We start from the raw sequence: 14,524 nt of genomic DNA on the forward strand, positions 1-14,524 counted from the left end.
AGAATTTTGATGACTGCATTCACCTTGGCGGATCTGGAACGTATCGTTGCAACGCGCGCCAGCTCCACGGATATCCAGTCTTATACCGCTAGCCTTTATGCCAAAGGCATTGGCAAGGCCAGCCAGAAGCTTGGCGAGGAAGCCGTCGAGACAGTCATTGCGGCAGTTTCCGGCGACAGGGAAGGCGTTGTTTCCGAGAGCGCGGATATGCTCTATCATTTGCTGGTCGTCCTGGGAATTTCCGGCGTCAAGCTCGATGAGGTTCTGCAAGAGCTGGAACATCGGACAAGACAGACCGGACTTGAGGAGAAAGCTGCGCGGGGGCAGGGCTGACCATGTTCACGGGCCCGGCAAGCGGCAGGCAGGCGATCATAGCTGTGGAGGGCGACGTCGTGGATCAATTGGCACCCAGCGAATTTTCTCCGTACCACTTCTTCAGTGCAGAACGCTGGGCTGAGTTTCGCGCCGATACGCCAATTACCCTCACCAATGAAGAAATCAAGCGCCTGCGTTCGTTGAACGATCCGATTGATCTTGATGAGGTGAGCCGGATCTATCTCTCGCTCTCGCGTCTGCTTTCGGCCCATGTCGAGGCCAGTCAATTACTGTTCTACCAGCGCCGCCAGTTTCTCAATACGGGTGACGCATTCAAGACCCCCTTCATCATTGGCGTTGCGGGATCGGTTGCGGTGGGTAAATCGACCACGGCGCGTGTATTGAAAGAGCTGCTGGCGCGCTGGCCCTCAAGCCCGAAAGTTGATCTCGTGACGACGGATGGCTTTCTTTATCCCAATGATGTTTTGCGGACCAAAGGCCTGATGGAACGCAAGGGATTTCCGGAGAGCTATGATGTCGGCATGGTGCTGCGGTTCCTCTCGCAGATCAAGGCAGGCCAGCGCAACGTCAATGCGCCGCTCTATTCCCATTTAACTTATGACGTATTGCCGGGGCAATTTCAGACTGTCGATGCGCCAGACATCCTGATTTTCGAGGGCATCAACGTGCTGCAGGTGCGTGACTTGCCGGAAGACGGCAAGATGGTGCCGTTTGTCTCGGATTTCTTCGATTTTTCGATCTATATTGATGCGGATGAAGAGCAAATTCACAAATGGTACATTGATCGCTTCATGCGCTTGCGTGAGACAGCGTTCAAGGACCCAAGCTCATTCTTCCATCGCTATTCGACAATCTCCGATGATTCCGCCAGGGCAATTGGCGAAAGCCTCTGGGCAAATATCAACCTGAAAAACCTGCGTGAAAACATCTTGCCGACGAGGCCCCGTGCGGACCTTATCCTGCGCAAGGGCGATAATCACCTTGTGGAAGAGGTGGCGCTCAGGAAGCTGTAACGCGCCTGAGTGTCAGATTAATCCGGCCTGTGCTTTTCAGCAAAGTAGAGGTTCCGGGATAAATACGATCTACCCCATGAAATGCCAATCGGCCTTCATCGCCCAGCACAACAACATCGCCACTTGAAAGCTTGATGGATTGCGTCCTGTCGTTCCGGTTCGTTCCACCAAAACGGAAAAGGCACGTGTCCCCCAAGGAAACCGAGACAACGGGTGCCTCAAGATTCTGCTCATCGCGATCCTGATGAAGTCCCATTTTTGCTGTTTCGGAATAGAAATTGATCAAACAGGCCTCAGCAGGCTGCGGATAATCGCCAACGCTGAGCCAAAGCTCGACTAGCGATTGTGGTATCGCGGGCCAAGGTTGCTGCGTGACGGGATGTGTCGGCTGATAACGATAGCCAAATTCTTTGTCAGTAACCCAGCCCAGTGAGCCGCAATTGGTCATGCGCACGCTCATTTCCTTGCCGGTTCTCGGCATTGCCGGAACATAAAGCGGCGCTGCCGCTACTACGGTCCGGATTTCTTCCAGCAGCGCGGTCTGCTGCTGTTGGGTGAAATAATCAGGAAAGTAGCGGATGCCCGGCGCGAGCAATATCATTGACCTGCGACCTCAAAAAACAAACCCGGCGCCATGCACCGGGTTTGTGGGTTCATGAAGCTTTACTCAGCCAAGTTCAGGAATACGCAGCACCTGGCCTGGATAAATCTTGTCCGGATGGCTGAGCATAGGCTTGTTGGCCTCGAAAATCAGGGTGTTCTTGGCACCCTTGCCCTTGCCATATTGGGACTCGGCGATTTTCCAAAGATTATCGCCCTTCTTCACCGTATAGAACACAGGTTCCTTTACCACGGAACCGGTTGTGGTTTGGTCAACCGTCAGGCCGCCCGTATCCACCTTGGAAACGCCCAGCGAATTGCCGACCGCAATAATCGCCTTTTCCAGAATTTCCTGATTGGTGACATTGCCCTTGAGCACTGCCTTGTCACCTTCGATTGCCACTTCAACGTTTTCGGTACCGAGCTTGTGGGAATCGAGTTCCTTCTTCAGATCTTCGGCGCTAGGCTCTTCATCGCCAATACCGATTTTCTTGCCTACGGATTTTACGAAATCAAATAGTCCCATAACTGGCTCCTTGTTGATTGTTCAAATCGACAGGCATTGTTGTGACATTTCATACCTGCTTTGGAAAGGATGATTTGAACCCGAACCATAACGCGGTAATGAGCCAATTGATCCCATCAATCGCCTTGAACCTTCCCGCGCATCTTTTTAACCCCGGAACGGCCCGATTTTTCTTTAAAGCCGCCGTTCTATCGATCCTTTTGTCGGGCGGGTTTTTCTGCGCGGCGGCGGTGGTGGTTCAGCAGCTTTCGCAATCAGCGCCACCATGCGCTCGCGCGCATCCTGACGGTTGCGTTCCTGTGTACGAAAGCGATTTGCTTCAATCAGAATCTCGCCGTCTTTGGTTGCCCGCTGACCAGCCAGCGCGATAAGCCTTGCCAGAACTTCCTCCGGCAAACCTGCTTTCACAGCATAGAAGCGCAGTTGAACGGCGGTGGAAACCTTATTGACATTCTGCCCACCGGGACCTGCCGAGCGAATAAAATTCTCTTCCAGATCGCTCTCGTCGATCCAGATTCGGTTGTTGATCTTTATGCGGCTACGGCTTTCTTCCATGACAAATTGGTAGCCTAAACTTTGATTCTCTGGAAGAACCATAAAAAAAGCCCCGCATGGTGAGCGGGGCCTTCAAATATGGGACCGCTACCCTTACTCCGCTGCAACCGGCGTGTGTGGGGCAGCGGCTTTAATATCGCTGTCTACATGGCTTTCGAACTTGTCGAAGTTACGGATGAACATGGCGACAAGTTTGTTCGCTTGCGCATCATAACCCGCCTTGTCTGCCCATGTTGAGCGCGGATCGAGGATCGCATTGTCAACGCCATTTACAGAAACAGGCACCGCAAAACCAAAATTCGGGTCTGTACGGAATTCAGCGCTTTTTAGTGAGCCGTCTAGAGCGGCGGACAAAAGTGCGCGCGTTGCTTTGATCGGCATGCGCTTGCCAACGCCATAGGCACCGCCTGTCCAACCGGTATTTACCAGCCAACAATCAACATTGTGGTCAGCGATCAGTTGACGGAGCAAATTGCCATATTCCGAAGGATGCCGAGGCATGAATGGCGCACCGAAGCAGGTAGAGAATGTCGCCTCCGGCTCGGTAACGCCACGCTCGGTGCCCGCAACCTTGGCGGTGTATCCGGAAAGGAAATGATACATTGCCTGGGCGGGTGTCAGCTTGGCAATTGGCGGCATGACGCCAAAAGCATCGGCTGTAAGCATGATGATATTCTTTGGATGGCTCGCCTTGCCGGTTTTCGATGCATTGGGAATGAAATCGAGCGGATAGGCGCAGCGCGTGTTCTCCGTCAACGAACCATCATTGAAGTCGGGCTGACGCTTGTTGTCCAGAACGACATTTTCCAGAACAGTGCCAAAACGCTGTGTCGTTGCGAAAATTTCCGGTTCGGCTTCCGCGGAAAGGCGAATGGTCTTGGCGTAGCAGCCACCTTCGAAATTGAAAACGCCATGCTCACCCCAGCCGTGCTCGTCATCGCCAATCAGGGTGCGGGTGGGATCAGCCGAAAGTGTTGTCTTGCCGGTGCCGGAAAGGCCAAAGAACACGGCGGTGTCGCCATCAGGACCTTCATTGGCAGAGCAATGCATAGGCATGACGCCTTTACCCGGTAGAATATAGTTGAGCGCCGTGAAGACTGACTTTTTCATTTCACCGGCATAGGCCGAGCCGCCAATCAGAACGATAAGTCGATTGAGGTCGACGGCGATGACCGTCTCTGTCCGCGTGCCATGCCGCGCCGGGTCAGCGCGGAAAGAGGGCAGATCAATAATGGTCATTTGCGGAACAAAATCGGCCAAAGCCTCGCGTTCCGGACGAATGAGAAGATTGCGGATAAACAGGGAGTGCCAAGCAAACTCGGTGATCACGCGCGTATTAAGCTTGTAATCTTCGTCAGCGCCGCCGACGAGATCCTGAACAAAGAGTTCCTTGCCCTTTGCCTGCTCCATGAAGTCCGTATAAAGCAATTCGAACGCCTCAGGCGACATTGCCGAATTGTTGTCCCACCAGACATTACCCTCCGTGGAGGCATCGCGAACGACGAACTTGTCCTTGGGAGAGCGGCCCGTATGCTGGCCGGTGCGGGCGACGAGTGCGCCTTGCGCCGTCAAGACAGCTTCGCCGCGGCGCAATGTTTCCTCATAGAGTTCAGCAGTTCCAAGATTATAATAGGCCGCCGAAACGCCCTTTAAACCTGAGTTGCCGAGCGCGATTGCCGCGTTGTGGATGCCGATCTCTCTAATCATCTGTCCGCCATTGTTTAAGAAGGTGCATGGGTCAAACTTTTGGTTAATCTCACTCTACATGTTCAATGTAAAATGCGACATGAATTGGTCAAAAGCAGAAAAATCAAATAGTTTCAAACGTTTAATCGATTTAAAGATTTTAATTTTTTTTAAATCGGTTTAGTTGCGAAGGAGAACGCCCGCCTTATTTACCTGCAAAAAACACCTGTAAAAGTGATTGGATGACAAGGTTTGCGATCTGTGCCACATTTTGTACCTAATTTGTCCGGCACAAGCGCACAGGTTTGTAGCACACAGGAAGGCAGGGCATGAGGGAAGTACCCGCAATGCAGACTATTGCGCTCGTTGATGACGATCGCAACATTCTGACATCCGTATCCATCGCACTGGAGTCGGAAGGCTATCGCGTAGAGACCTATACAGACGGTGCTTCGGCATTGGATGGCCTGACTGCACGTCCACCCAACCTCGCGATCTTCGATATCAAGATGCCGCGTATGGATGGCATGGAACTTTTGCGCCGCCTTCGTCAGAAATCGGATCTGCCCGTTATCTTTCTCACATCGAAAGACGATGAGATCGATGAGCTGTTCGGTTTGAAGATGGGCGCGGATGATTTTATCACCAAGCCGTTTTCACAACGCCTGCTCGTCGAGCGTGTGAAGGCAGTTTTGCGCCGGGTCGCCGCACGTGAAAATACCGCCAAGCCAGGCAGCGTACAGGCCAAGTCGCTTGAGCGTGGCCAATTGGTCATGGATCAGGAACGCCATACCTGCACATGGATGGGTGAGCCGGTAACCCTGACAGTCACCGAATTCCTCATTCTGCATTCCTTGGCACAGCGCCCCGGCGTTGTGAAAAGCCGCGATGCTTTGATGGATGCTGCTTATGATGAGCAGGTCTATGTTGATGACCGTACAATCGATAGTCACATCAAGCGCCTGCGCAAGAAGTTCAAGGTCGTTGACGACGACTTCGATATGATTGAAACGCTTTATGGCGTTGGTTATCGCTTCCGCGAAACCTGATTGCGGGCAAGCCTGCTTTCAAAGCCGACCAATCGGCTGTAAAATTCGGTTGTCTCAACGTGATATGAGTGCGATGAGACAACCCGTTCCTGATGTTTTGAGGCAAAGATGGTAGCCGAACTGCGAGGCGGCAATATTACGCGCAAGAGCGCCGTCATGCGCCGGAAGCGCTCGGTTGCCTTGCGTCGGCTGTTCAAGCCGCTCAATCGCGTCTTTGGAAATTATCTCTTCTCAAGTCTGACACGGCGCATTCTTTTCCTGAATCTCGCAGGGTTGGCGGTGCTGCTCTCCGGCATCATGTATCTCAATCAATTTCGCGACGGGTTGATTGATGCACGCGTCGAAAGCTTGATGACGCAGGGCGAGATCATCGCTGGTGCAATTGCCTCATCGGCCACTGTGGATACAAATTCCATTGCGATTGATCCGGAAAAACTGCTGGAGCTCCAGGCAGGGCAAAGCATCACGCCTTCCCCTGACGTTCTCGACAATCTCGATTTTCCCATCAATCCCGAACGCGTGGCTCCTGTCCTGCGCCGGCTGATTTCTCCCACACGCACCCGTGCTCGCATTTATGACCGGGATTCGAATCTCCTGCTCGATTCTCGTCATCTTTATTCACGCGGGCAGGTGCTCCGTTATGACCTCCCACCCATTGATGGGGAAGAGCCCAGTTTTTTCGAGCGTCTTACCAATCGCATGACACGGCTTTTGCGTCGAAGCGATCTGCCGATCTACCAGGAATTGCCCGGCGGTAATGGCTCGTCCTATCCGGAAATCGTCAAAGCCCTGACGGGACAACCGGCAACTGTCGTACGCATGACGGAAAAAGGCGAGCAGATCGTATCGGTTGCCGTACCGATCCAGCGTTTTCGTGCTGTGCTCGGTGTTTTGCTCCTGTCGACCGAAGGCGGTGACATTGATAAGATCGTCCAAGGTGAACGCTATGCAATTATCCGTGTATTCACGGTTGCAGCGCTGGTCATGGCCATTCTTTCCCTGTTTCTGGCCTCGACAATTGCCAATCCGTTGCGTCGGCTTGCTGCGGCCGCGGATCGCGTTCGCCATGGTGTGAAAAATCGCGAGGAAATCCCTGATTTTTCCGAGCGGCAGGATGAAATCGGGCACCTTTCGACCTCAATTCGTGACATGACAAATGCGCTTTACGCGCGGATTGAATCGATCGAAAGCTTTGCTGCCGATGTCAGCCACGAGTTGAAGAATCCGCTCACATCCCTGCGTAGTGCTGTTGAAACCTTGCCATTGGCCAAGAATGATGATTCCCGCAAACGGTTGATGGATGTCATTCAGCACGACGTGCGCCGTCTTGATCGCTTGATCACGGACATTTCCGATGCATCACGGCTTGATGCAGAACTTGCCCGTGAAGATTCCGAGCATGTGGATCTCAAATTCCTGTTGGGCAATCTGGTGGTAGCCGCGCGCGAGGTTCGGCGGAACAAGAAAGATACACGTATCGAGTTCGTCGTGGACAAGCTGCCAAATAACCGAAAAGGGTTTTTTGTCGTTGGCCATGATTTGCGGCTTGGGCAGGTGGTCTCAAATCTTATTGAAAATGCCCGCTCGTTTGTTCCCATTGAAAATGGCGTCATCACAGTCACGCTCCAGCATTTGGGCGACCGAATCCGCATCCTCGTTGAAGACAATGGCCCCGGTATTCGCGTCGAACAGATAGACCGCATTTTTGAGCGCTTCTATACGGATCGACCAGCGGGTGAGGCCTTTGGACAAAACTCAGGACTTGGTCTTTCGATCAGCCGCCAGATCATCGAAGCCCATGGCGGCACGTTGAATGCCGAAAATATCATTGATCCGAAAAATCCGGAAAATTACCTTGGCGCACGGTTCATAGCCATTTTGCCGGTCGAGGCATAATCGGATGTCCGAACTGATTCATGCCACTGCTGTCGTGATTGGTGATCGGGGTATCATAATTATCGGGGCTTCGGGTTCCGGCAAATCGTCTCTCGCCCATGCTCTTTTGCAAAGAGCCTTTGCCGAGGGCCGCTATGCAACATTGGTCAGTGATGATCAATGTCTGGTGCGAGCCGTTTCCGGACGATTGATTTGCTCGCCTCCCGATACGCTACGCGGTGGAATGGAAGTGCGCGGCTCAGGGTTGCACGCATTTGCCTATGAACCGCACGCGGTGATTCACCTTATGGTACGTCTGGTCGAGCCCGCGCAGGTTGTGCGATTACATGAAAACACCCATATACAACTGCAAGGTGTCGCAATTGCGCATTTGGACCTACCTGCGGGTGAAGTTGAATCCGCCTGCCGTTCGGTTGAAGCATGGTTATTCAAGCCAGAGTGGAAAAATAAGCTGGTGGATTCAGCGGGTTAACGAGTTATCCTGCGATAAAATGACTGACTGCCATGTGGATGACATTTTCTGCTTGCCTTCGCGATTCGTCCTGCCAGAATGCGACACCTGCCAAACGGGGCATTTTAGAGCGCAGAAAAAGCCTACTCTTGAACGGGCTGGCGCGACAGGAGCAGTTTCAGAATGATCGGACTCGTGCTTGTGACGCACGGAAGACTGGCCGAAGAGTTTCATCATGCGGTTGAGCATGTGGTCGGGCAGCAGGAATATCTGGAGACCGTCTCGATCGGTGCAGATGATGATATGGAGCAGCGCCGGCGGGACATCGTTGATGCTGTCGCTCGCGCTGACAATGGCTCAGGCGTCATTATCCTCACCGACATGTTTGGCGGAACACCTTCCAACCTTGCAATTTCGGTAATGGAAGCTGGACGTGTGGAAGTTATCGCCGGCGTTAATCTTCCAATGCTGATCAAGCTTTCCAGTGTTCGGCTTACCAACGACATGGCTGCCTCCTTGAAGGAAAGTCAGGATGCCGGACGCAAGTACATCAATGTTGCCAGCCAGGTGCTGACAGCCAAATAGAGGTAGTAAATGCGTCTGACTGCCGAAACGACTGGCACATTTAATGCGGAAAACGCGCTCGTTGAATTGTTCGAGATCGTCAACAGGCGTGGCTTGCATGCGCGTGCTTCTGCGAAGTTCGTCCAACTGGTTGACGGATATGATGCTCATGTGCGTGTCGAAAAAGATGGAATGACCGTCGGCGGCACCTCAATCATGGGATTGATGATGCTGGCAGCTTCGCCCGGTTGCTGCATCAAAGTCAGCGCCTCTGGTCGCCAGGCTTCCGAAGTCATGAAAGCGCTTGGCGTTTTGATTGCGGATAAATTTGGTGAAGAAGCCTGAGCCTCGATCGCTGAGAGATCACTTTTCCTGAGCCCGATACGAGGTTTCGATGCGTCTGCGCGATTGCTATAATTTCCATGATTTCAGAGCCTTGGCCAAGCGGCGTCTGCCCGGCCCCATCTTCGACTATATCGATGGAGCGGCTGATGATGAAATTACGCTGCGCCGCAACGCTGCAAGTTTTGAAAATTGCGACCTTCTCCCAAGCGTTCTTCGCGGCGTTGAATCCGTCGATATGTCGGTAACGATTATGGGACAGAAATTGGCCCTGCCATTCTATTTGTCTCCAACAGCCTTGCAGCGTCTCTTCCATCATCGCGGCGAACATGCCGTGGCCAATGTCGCTTCCAAATATGGCACAATGTTTGGTGTTTCCTCGCTAGGAACTGTCGATCTTGAGCAGTTGCGCAAGCAGCATAGCGGCCCACAGGTCTATCAATTCTATTTTCACAAGGATCGCGGGCTCAACCACGCCATGATGGAGCGCGCCAAGGGTGCGGGCGTTGAAGTGATGATGCTGACCGTCGATAGTATTACCGGCGGAAATCGCGAACGTGACAAGCGGACCGGTTTTTCCATTCCTTTCAAACTCAATCTGGCAGGAATGCTGCAATTCGCCATCAAGCCGATGTGGGCGTTGAACTATCTTTCACATGAAAAGTTCAGGCTGCCGCAGCTTGAAGGGCATGTGCAGATGGAAAGCGGAGCCATGTCGATCAGCAAATATTTCACGGAGATGCTCGATCCATCCTTGGATTGGGATGATGTGGAAAAAATGGTCAAGCTCTGGTCGGGGCAGTTTTGTCTTAAGGGCATCATGTCGGTGGCCGATGCAAAAAGAGCAGTTGATATCGGCTGCACGGGTATCATCCTTTCAAATCACGGTGGCCGCCAGCTGGATGGATCGCGCGCTGCCTTTGATCAGCTGGCCGAAATTGTCGATGCTGTCGGCGACAAGATTGACGTGATCATGGATGGCGGCGTTCAGCGGGGAACGCATGTCTTGAAGGCGCTTTCCCTAGGCGCAAAGGCGGTGGGTGTCGGCCGGTATTATTTGTTTCCGCTCGCTGCCGCAGGGCAGGAAGGGGTCGATCGCGCTGTCGATCTCTTGAGAATAGAGGTTGAAAGAGGCATGAAGCTTATGGGCTGCACCTCCATTGATCAGCTTTCCCGCGAGAACCTGCGCTTCCGGTAAAATCAAAATCATCAACAGAAATGGCGCAGTTGCTTGATGCCGCATATGCACGCATAAGGATTTCTTTATATCCCATTGTGTGCGGATGGCATATCTGCTAGTCAAGCGCATCTCCGGCGGTCTGAAAAACTGGGCCTTGCCGATCCAAATAACAAAGACGGAGCTGAAAAAAGATGGCCGATAAGCAGGATTACGTAGTCAAGGACCTTGAGCTGGCCGCGTGGGGCCGCAAGGAAATGGACATTGCTGAAACCGAAATGCCAGGTCTGATGGCCAGCCGGGAAGAATTCGGCAAGTCGCAGCCGCTCAAAGGCGCGCGCATCACCGGCTCACTGCACATGACCATTCAGACAGCGGTTCTGATCGAGACTTTGCAGGAGCTGGGTGCAAAAGTGCGCTGGGCATCATGCAATATTTTCTCTACCCAGGACCATGCTGCAGCAGCCATTGCCGCAACCGGCACGCCGGTATTTGCGATTAAAGGCGAGTCGCTCGAAGAATATTGGACCTATACGGATAAGATTTTCCAGTGGCCGGATGGTCAGCCATCCAACATGATTCTCGATGATGGCGGCGACGCCACAATGTATATTCTGATCGGCGCGCGCGCCGAAGCTGGCGAAGATGTTCTTTCGAAGCCGGAAAGCGAAGAAGAGGAAATCCTCTTCGCGCAGATCAAGAAGCGCATGAAGGAAACTCCGGGCTTCTTCACCAAGCAGCGCGATGCGATCAAGGGTGTTACCGAAGAAACCACAACGGGCGTTAACCGTCTCTATCAGTTGCAAAAGAAGGGCCTGCTGCCTTTCCCCGCAATCAACGTCAATGACAGTGTTACCAAGTCGAAATTCGACAATAAATATGGCTGCAAGGAATCGCTGGTTGACGGTATTCGCCGCGCAACCGACGTCATGATGGCCGGTAAGGTCGCTGTTGTTTGCGGTTACGGCGATGTCGGCAAAGGCTCGGCCCAGTCGCTGCTGGGTGCCGGTGCTCGTGTCAAGGTAACTGAAGTCGATCCGATCTGTGCTTTGCAGGCAGCCATGGATGGTTTTGAAGTCGTCACGCTGGAAGATGCAGCACCAACAGCTGATATTATCATCACCACGACCGGCAATAAGGACGTCATCACCATCGACCATATGCGTCAGATGAAAGACATGGTCATTGTTGGCAATATTGGACACTTTGACAACGAGATCCAGGTTTCGGCCCTGCGCAATCTCAAATGGAACAACATCAAGCCGCAAGTCGACATGATTTCGTTCCCAGACGGCAAGCGTCTTTTGCTTCTGTCCGAAGGCCGCCTGCTGAATTTGGGCAACGCAACAGGCCATCCAAGCTTCGTTATGTCAGCCTCGTTCACCAATCAGGTTCTGGCCCAGATTGAGCTTTATAGCCGTGGTGATCAGTACAAGAATGAAGTTTACGTCCTGCCGAAACATCTCGACGAAAAGGTTGCGCGCTTGCATCTCGACAAGCTCGGAGCGAAATTGTCGGTTCTTTCGGAAGAACAAGCTGCCTATATCGGGGTGACTCCAAAGGGTCCATTCAAGTCTGACCACTACAGATATTGATATAGCTAGAATATACCTACAATATATAGAAGCCGGAGAATTGACAAATTCTCCGGCTTTCTTTTTTGCGCATAGTTCTTCCCGTCGATTCCCTCAAGGTTTATTGTAGTGATTCGGGATGACGTTGCTCTTGATGGGCCAAATGGTGATAAGCCGGATGGAAAAGAGGATCGTCATTCGTCTGGATGGGGCTGCGACGGTTGACATGAGAATTAAAGGTGATGTTCGCAGTGAAGATGCAGCACACAAACGATCCGTGCTGAGCAGGCTGCAAACCCGGGCATTGAGCGCAGTTTCCGCGCTGCCAATCCTTTTGACTGCCTCCTTCTCTGCTCACGCTGAAGATATGCTTGGCCTGATCGATACTCCCTTCGGGATGAAAGTCGGCACGTTTGAAGTCGTTCAGTTCGCAATGTTTCTTGGTGCCATGGGTGCTGCCCTGCTCTCCGCGGGCTGGCTCATTCGGGAGCGTAGCCGCATTGCCCATGAGAACCGCCATTTGCGCGACAAGGTTGCCGATCTGAATGTCACGGTTCAACGCAACGAAGCCCTGCTCAATCTTAAGGATCAGCGCGTTATAGTTTGGGAGGGAAGCTCGTCGACTCCCGTGCTCATCGGCAGTCTGCCGCCTGAAATTGGCGTGCCCGAAAGCCGCTCGCTTTTTCTGGCCTTTGGCCGCTGGTTGCGGGTTGAATCCGTCACGCTTCTGGACCGGTCAGTATCGGCGCTGCGCGAGAAAGCCCGTCCTTTCGACATAGCCATCGAGACCTCGAAAGGCACGCCGCTGGAGGTGCAGGGCCGCACTTCTGGCGGATATGCTATCGTGCGCTTCATCAATCCAGGCGAAGTTCGTGCCGCTCAAGCCATGCTTAAAGCCGAAAACTATCATTTAAGCGAAGCTGTCGCGACGCTGCGTGGTCTGCTGGATGCAATCGATATGCCAGCCTGGAGCCGTAGCAGTGAAGGTCAGTTGAATTGGGTTAATCTGGCCTATGCAAAGGCTGTCGACGAGCGCGACCCCAATAGCGCGGTTCGCGATGGTCGCGAGCTTTTCGGTGTTCAGGCGCGCGAACGCATAGAGCGCGACAAGACACTGAACCGTAAATTCCACGATCAACTCTCGACCGTAGTTGGCGGCGACAGGCACGTATTCAGCGTTACCGATATTGCCGCAAGCAATGGATCTGCCGGTATGGCAATCGATATCAGCGAAGCTGAGTTGATCCGGGAGGAATTTAAACGGACTGTTCTCAATCATTCGGATACGTTGGATCAGCTGAATTCGGCTGTCGCAATGTTTGATGCCAACCGAAAGTTGCAATTCTTCAATCAGGCATTCGCCAAATTGTGGGGCCTCGAGACACCATTCCTTGAGAGCAATCCTGACAATGCCATGTTGCTCGACCGTTTCCGCAGCGATGGCATATTGCCCGAGCAGCCGGATTGGCGGCGCTGGAAGGAACAGGTTCTTTCCGCCTATCATTCTATTGAATCGCAGGAATATGTCTGGCACCTGACCGATGGCCGCACATTGCGGGTTATCGTCAATCCCCAGCCGAAGGGCGGCGTTACCTGGGTGTTCGAGAACCTGACTGAAAAGCTTGAACTCGAAAGCCGTTATAACACGCTGATCAAAGTGCAAGGCCAGACGCTGGACTACCTTGCTGAAGGTGTTGCGGTGTTTGGGTCAGACGGAAAAGTACGTCTTGCCAATCCTGCTTTTGCATCCCTGTGGTCGCTGAAGAGCGAACAGGTAGCGGAGGGCACGCATATTTCCGCAATCCGGCGGGTGTGCGAACCTGTATCGGACGCGGATAATTGGGAATCCTTTGTAACGACAGTCACTGGTTTTGATGATGAGCGCCGCTCGCTCTCCGGCCATATAGAGCTGACAACGGGTAAAATATTGTCTTATGCAACGGCGCCACTGCCCAATGGCCAGACAATGCTCACCTTCGTCGATGTGACGGATTCTGTTCAGGTTGAGCGTGCGCTGAAAGAAAAGAACGAAGCGCTGGAGCGTACTGACGAGCTGAAGAATGATTTTGTCCAGCATGTCTCTTATGAACTGCGTTCGCCGCTGACCAATATTATGGGCTTTACCGAGCTTCTCCAAACGCCCATGACCGGACCGTTGAACGACCGTCAACGGGACTATCTTGATCATATCGGCACTTCTTCATCAGTGCTTTTGACCATCGTGAATGATATTCTTGATCTGGCCACTGTGGATGCGGGGATCATGGAGCTCGATATCAGCGATGTTTCCGTCACCGATGCCGTCACTGTTGCATCGGAGAAAGTCGCCGACCGGCTCAAGGAACATAATATTCTGCTCGATACGCGTATTGAGACAGGAACAGGTTCGTTCCGTGCCGATGCCGCCCGTATCAAGCAGGTGCTGTCCAATCTTTTGAGCAATGCGGCTAACTATGCTCCGGAAGGCAGCACGATTACGCTCAAGTGCTGGCGCGAACAAACGGAAATGGTGTTCAGTGTCATGGATAATGGCCCCGGAATGCCGGATTATGTGCTCGACAGCATTTTCAAGCGCTTCCAGCCTTACCCGAATGGCGGGCGCAAACGCGGTGCGGGGCTGGGCCTGTCCATCGTGAAGGGCTTTGTCGAATTGCATGGTGGAACAGTTGATATAGACAGTTCTGCGGGCAAGGGCACGCTGGTTACCTGTCGATTCCCGCTGGAGGCGCGTACCTTCAGCCTCGCTGCCGAATAG

Annotated in this window: 13 protein-coding genes and 1 pseudogene; 10 read left to right on the forward strand and 4 right to left on the reverse strand. The window is 52.9% G+C overall.

The window, feature by feature from the left end; genetic code table 11:
- The first annotated feature begins 9 nt into the window (after positions 1–9).
- Both QFZ34_RS12835 and coaA read left to right on the forward strand, forming a co-directional pair.
- A complete protein-coding gene (locus QFZ34_RS12835; protein ID WP_307281528.1) occupies positions 10–333 on the forward strand; it encodes a phosphoribosyl-ATP diphosphatase in 324 nt (107 codons plus the stop codon).
- A gap of 2 nt (positions 334–335) precedes the next feature.
- On the forward strand, positions 336–1,349 hold the full coding sequence (gene coaA, locus QFZ34_RS12840) for a type I pantothenate kinase (RefSeq protein WP_307281530.1): 1,014 nt from the start codon (positions 336–338) through the stop codon (positions 1,347–1,349).
- Here the strand turns inward: coaA and QFZ34_RS12845 are convergent.
- The 4 genes and pseudogenes from QFZ34_RS12845 to QFZ34_RS12860 form a co-directional block, all read right to left on the reverse strand.
- Entirely contained in the window at positions 1,336–1,950 is a 615-nt protein-coding gene (locus QFZ34_RS12845) for an alpha-ketoglutarate-dependent dioxygenase AlkB family protein (RefSeq protein WP_307281533.1), read from the reverse strand. The genes coaA and QFZ34_RS12845 overlap by 14 nt on opposite strands.
- Positions 1,951–2,016: 66 nt before the next feature.
- Complete coding sequence (gene lysM / locus QFZ34_RS12850; RefSeq protein ID WP_307281536.1) at positions 2,017–2,475, reverse strand: peptidoglycan-binding protein LysM; 459 nt, start codon at positions 2,473–2,475, stop codon at positions 2,017–2,019.
- Between the two features lie 116 nt (positions 2,476–2,591).
- A pseudogene (arfB, locus tag QFZ34_RS12855) lies at positions 2,592–3,030 on the reverse strand (alternative ribosome rescue aminoacyl-tRNA hydrolase ArfB).
- A 93-nt stretch (positions 3,031–3,123) separates the two neighbouring features.
- A complete protein-coding gene (locus QFZ34_RS12860; protein WP_115054795.1) occupies positions 3,124–4,734 on the reverse strand; it encodes a phosphoenolpyruvate carboxykinase in 1,611 nt (536 codons plus the stop codon).
- A gap of 311 nt (positions 4,735–5,045) precedes the next feature.
- On the opposite strand from QFZ34_RS12860, the gene QFZ34_RS12865 reads away from it, so the two are divergent.
- The 8 genes from QFZ34_RS12865 (at position 5,046) to QFZ34_RS12900 (ending at position 14,524) form a co-directional block, all read left to right on the forward strand.
- Positions 5,046–5,765, forward strand: a complete 720-nt coding sequence (locus QFZ34_RS12865) for a response regulator transcription factor (RefSeq protein WP_162802600.1) — start codon at positions 5,046–5,048, stop codon at positions 5,763–5,765.
- A 108-nt stretch (positions 5,766–5,873) separates the two neighbouring features.
- Entirely contained in the window at positions 5,874–7,661 is a 1,788-nt protein-coding gene (locus tag QFZ34_RS12870; RefSeq protein WP_115054522.1) for a sensor histidine kinase, read from the forward strand.
- 4 nt (positions 7,662–7,665) lie between these two features.
- On the forward strand, positions 7,666–8,133 hold the full coding sequence (locus QFZ34_RS12875; protein ID WP_307281543.1) for an HPr kinase/phosphorylase: 468 nt from the start codon (positions 7,666–7,668) through the stop codon (positions 8,131–8,133).
- A 162-nt stretch (positions 8,134–8,295) separates the two neighbouring features.
- Positions 8,296–8,697, forward strand: a complete 402-nt coding sequence (locus tag QFZ34_RS12880; RefSeq protein WP_115054524.1) for a PTS sugar transporter subunit IIA — start codon at positions 8,296–8,298, stop codon at positions 8,695–8,697.
- 9 nt (positions 8,698–8,706) lie between these two features.
- The gene (locus QFZ34_RS12885) at positions 8,707–9,021 is read left to right on the forward strand and encodes an HPr family phosphocarrier protein (RefSeq protein ID WP_115054525.1); all 315 of its coding nucleotides are present in this window, start codon (positions 8,707–8,709) and stop codon (positions 9,019–9,021) included.
- Between the two features lie 49 nt (positions 9,022–9,070).
- A complete protein-coding gene (locus tag QFZ34_RS12890) occupies positions 9,071–10,216 on the forward strand; it encodes an alpha-hydroxy acid oxidase (protein WP_307281547.1) in 1,146 nt (381 codons plus the stop codon).
- A 173-nt stretch (positions 10,217–10,389) separates the two neighbouring features.
- Positions 10,390–11,790, forward strand: a complete 1,401-nt coding sequence (ahcY, locus tag QFZ34_RS12895; protein WP_115054527.1) for an adenosylhomocysteinase — start codon at positions 10,390–10,392, stop codon at positions 11,788–11,790.
- Positions 11,791–11,995: 205 nt separating this feature from the next.
- Complete coding sequence (locus QFZ34_RS12900) at positions 11,996–14,524, forward strand: sensor histidine kinase (RefSeq protein ID WP_370878845.1); 2,529 nt, start codon at positions 11,996–11,998, stop codon at positions 14,522–14,524.

Source organism: Phyllobacterium ifriqiyense (assembly GCF_030817885.1).
GTDB classification, from domain to species: Bacteria; Pseudomonadota; Alphaproteobacteria; order Rhizobiales; family Rhizobiaceae; genus Phyllobacterium; species Phyllobacterium ifriqiyense.

What these genes read in the sequence shown, in the direction of transcription:
- QFZ34_RS12845 (WP_307281533.1), bottom strand. Translation starts at nt 1,950, where the DNA reads ATGATATTGCTCGCGCCGGGCATCCGCTACTTTCCTGATTATTTCACC.
- QFZ34_RS12880 (WP_115054524.1), top strand. Translation starts at nt 8,296, where the DNA reads ATGATCGGACTCGTGCTTGTGACGCACGGAAGACTGGCCGAAGAGTTT.
- QFZ34_RS12885 (WP_115054525.1), top strand. Translation starts at nt 8,707, where the DNA reads ATGCGTCTGACTGCCGAAACGACTGGCACATTTAATGCGGAAAACGCG.
- QFZ34_RS12875 (WP_307281543.1), top strand. Translation starts at nt 7,666, where the DNA reads ATGTCCGAACTGATTCATGCCACTGCTGTCGTGATTGGTGATCGGGGT.
- lysM (WP_307281536.1), bottom strand. Translation starts at nt 2,475, where the DNA reads ATGGGACTATTTGATTTCGTAAAATCCGTAGGCAAGAAAATCGGTATT.
- QFZ34_RS12865 (WP_162802600.1), top strand. Translation starts at nt 5,046, where the DNA reads ATGAGGGAAGTACCCGCAATGCAGACTATTGCGCTCGTTGATGACGAT.
- QFZ34_RS12835 (WP_307281528.1), top strand. Translation starts at nt 10, where the DNA reads ATGACTGCATTCACCTTGGCGGATCTGGAACGTATCGTTGCAACGCGC.
- QFZ34_RS12900 (WP_370878845.1), top strand. Translation starts at nt 11,996, where the DNA reads ATGAGAATTAAAGGTGATGTTCGCAGTGAAGATGCAGCACACAAACGA.
- ahcY (WP_115054527.1), top strand. Translation starts at nt 10,390, where the DNA reads ATGGCCGATAAGCAGGATTACGTAGTCAAGGACCTTGAGCTGGCCGCG.
- coaA (WP_307281530.1), top strand. Translation starts at nt 336, where the DNA reads ATGTTCACGGGCCCGGCAAGCGGCAGGCAGGCGATCATAGCTGTGGAG.
- QFZ34_RS12890 (WP_307281547.1), top strand. Translation starts at nt 9,071, where the DNA reads ATGCGTCTGCGCGATTGCTATAATTTCCATGATTTCAGAGCCTTGGCC.
- QFZ34_RS12870 (WP_115054522.1), top strand. Translation starts at nt 5,874, where the DNA reads ATGGTAGCCGAACTGCGAGGCGGCAATATTACGCGCAAGAGCGCCGTC.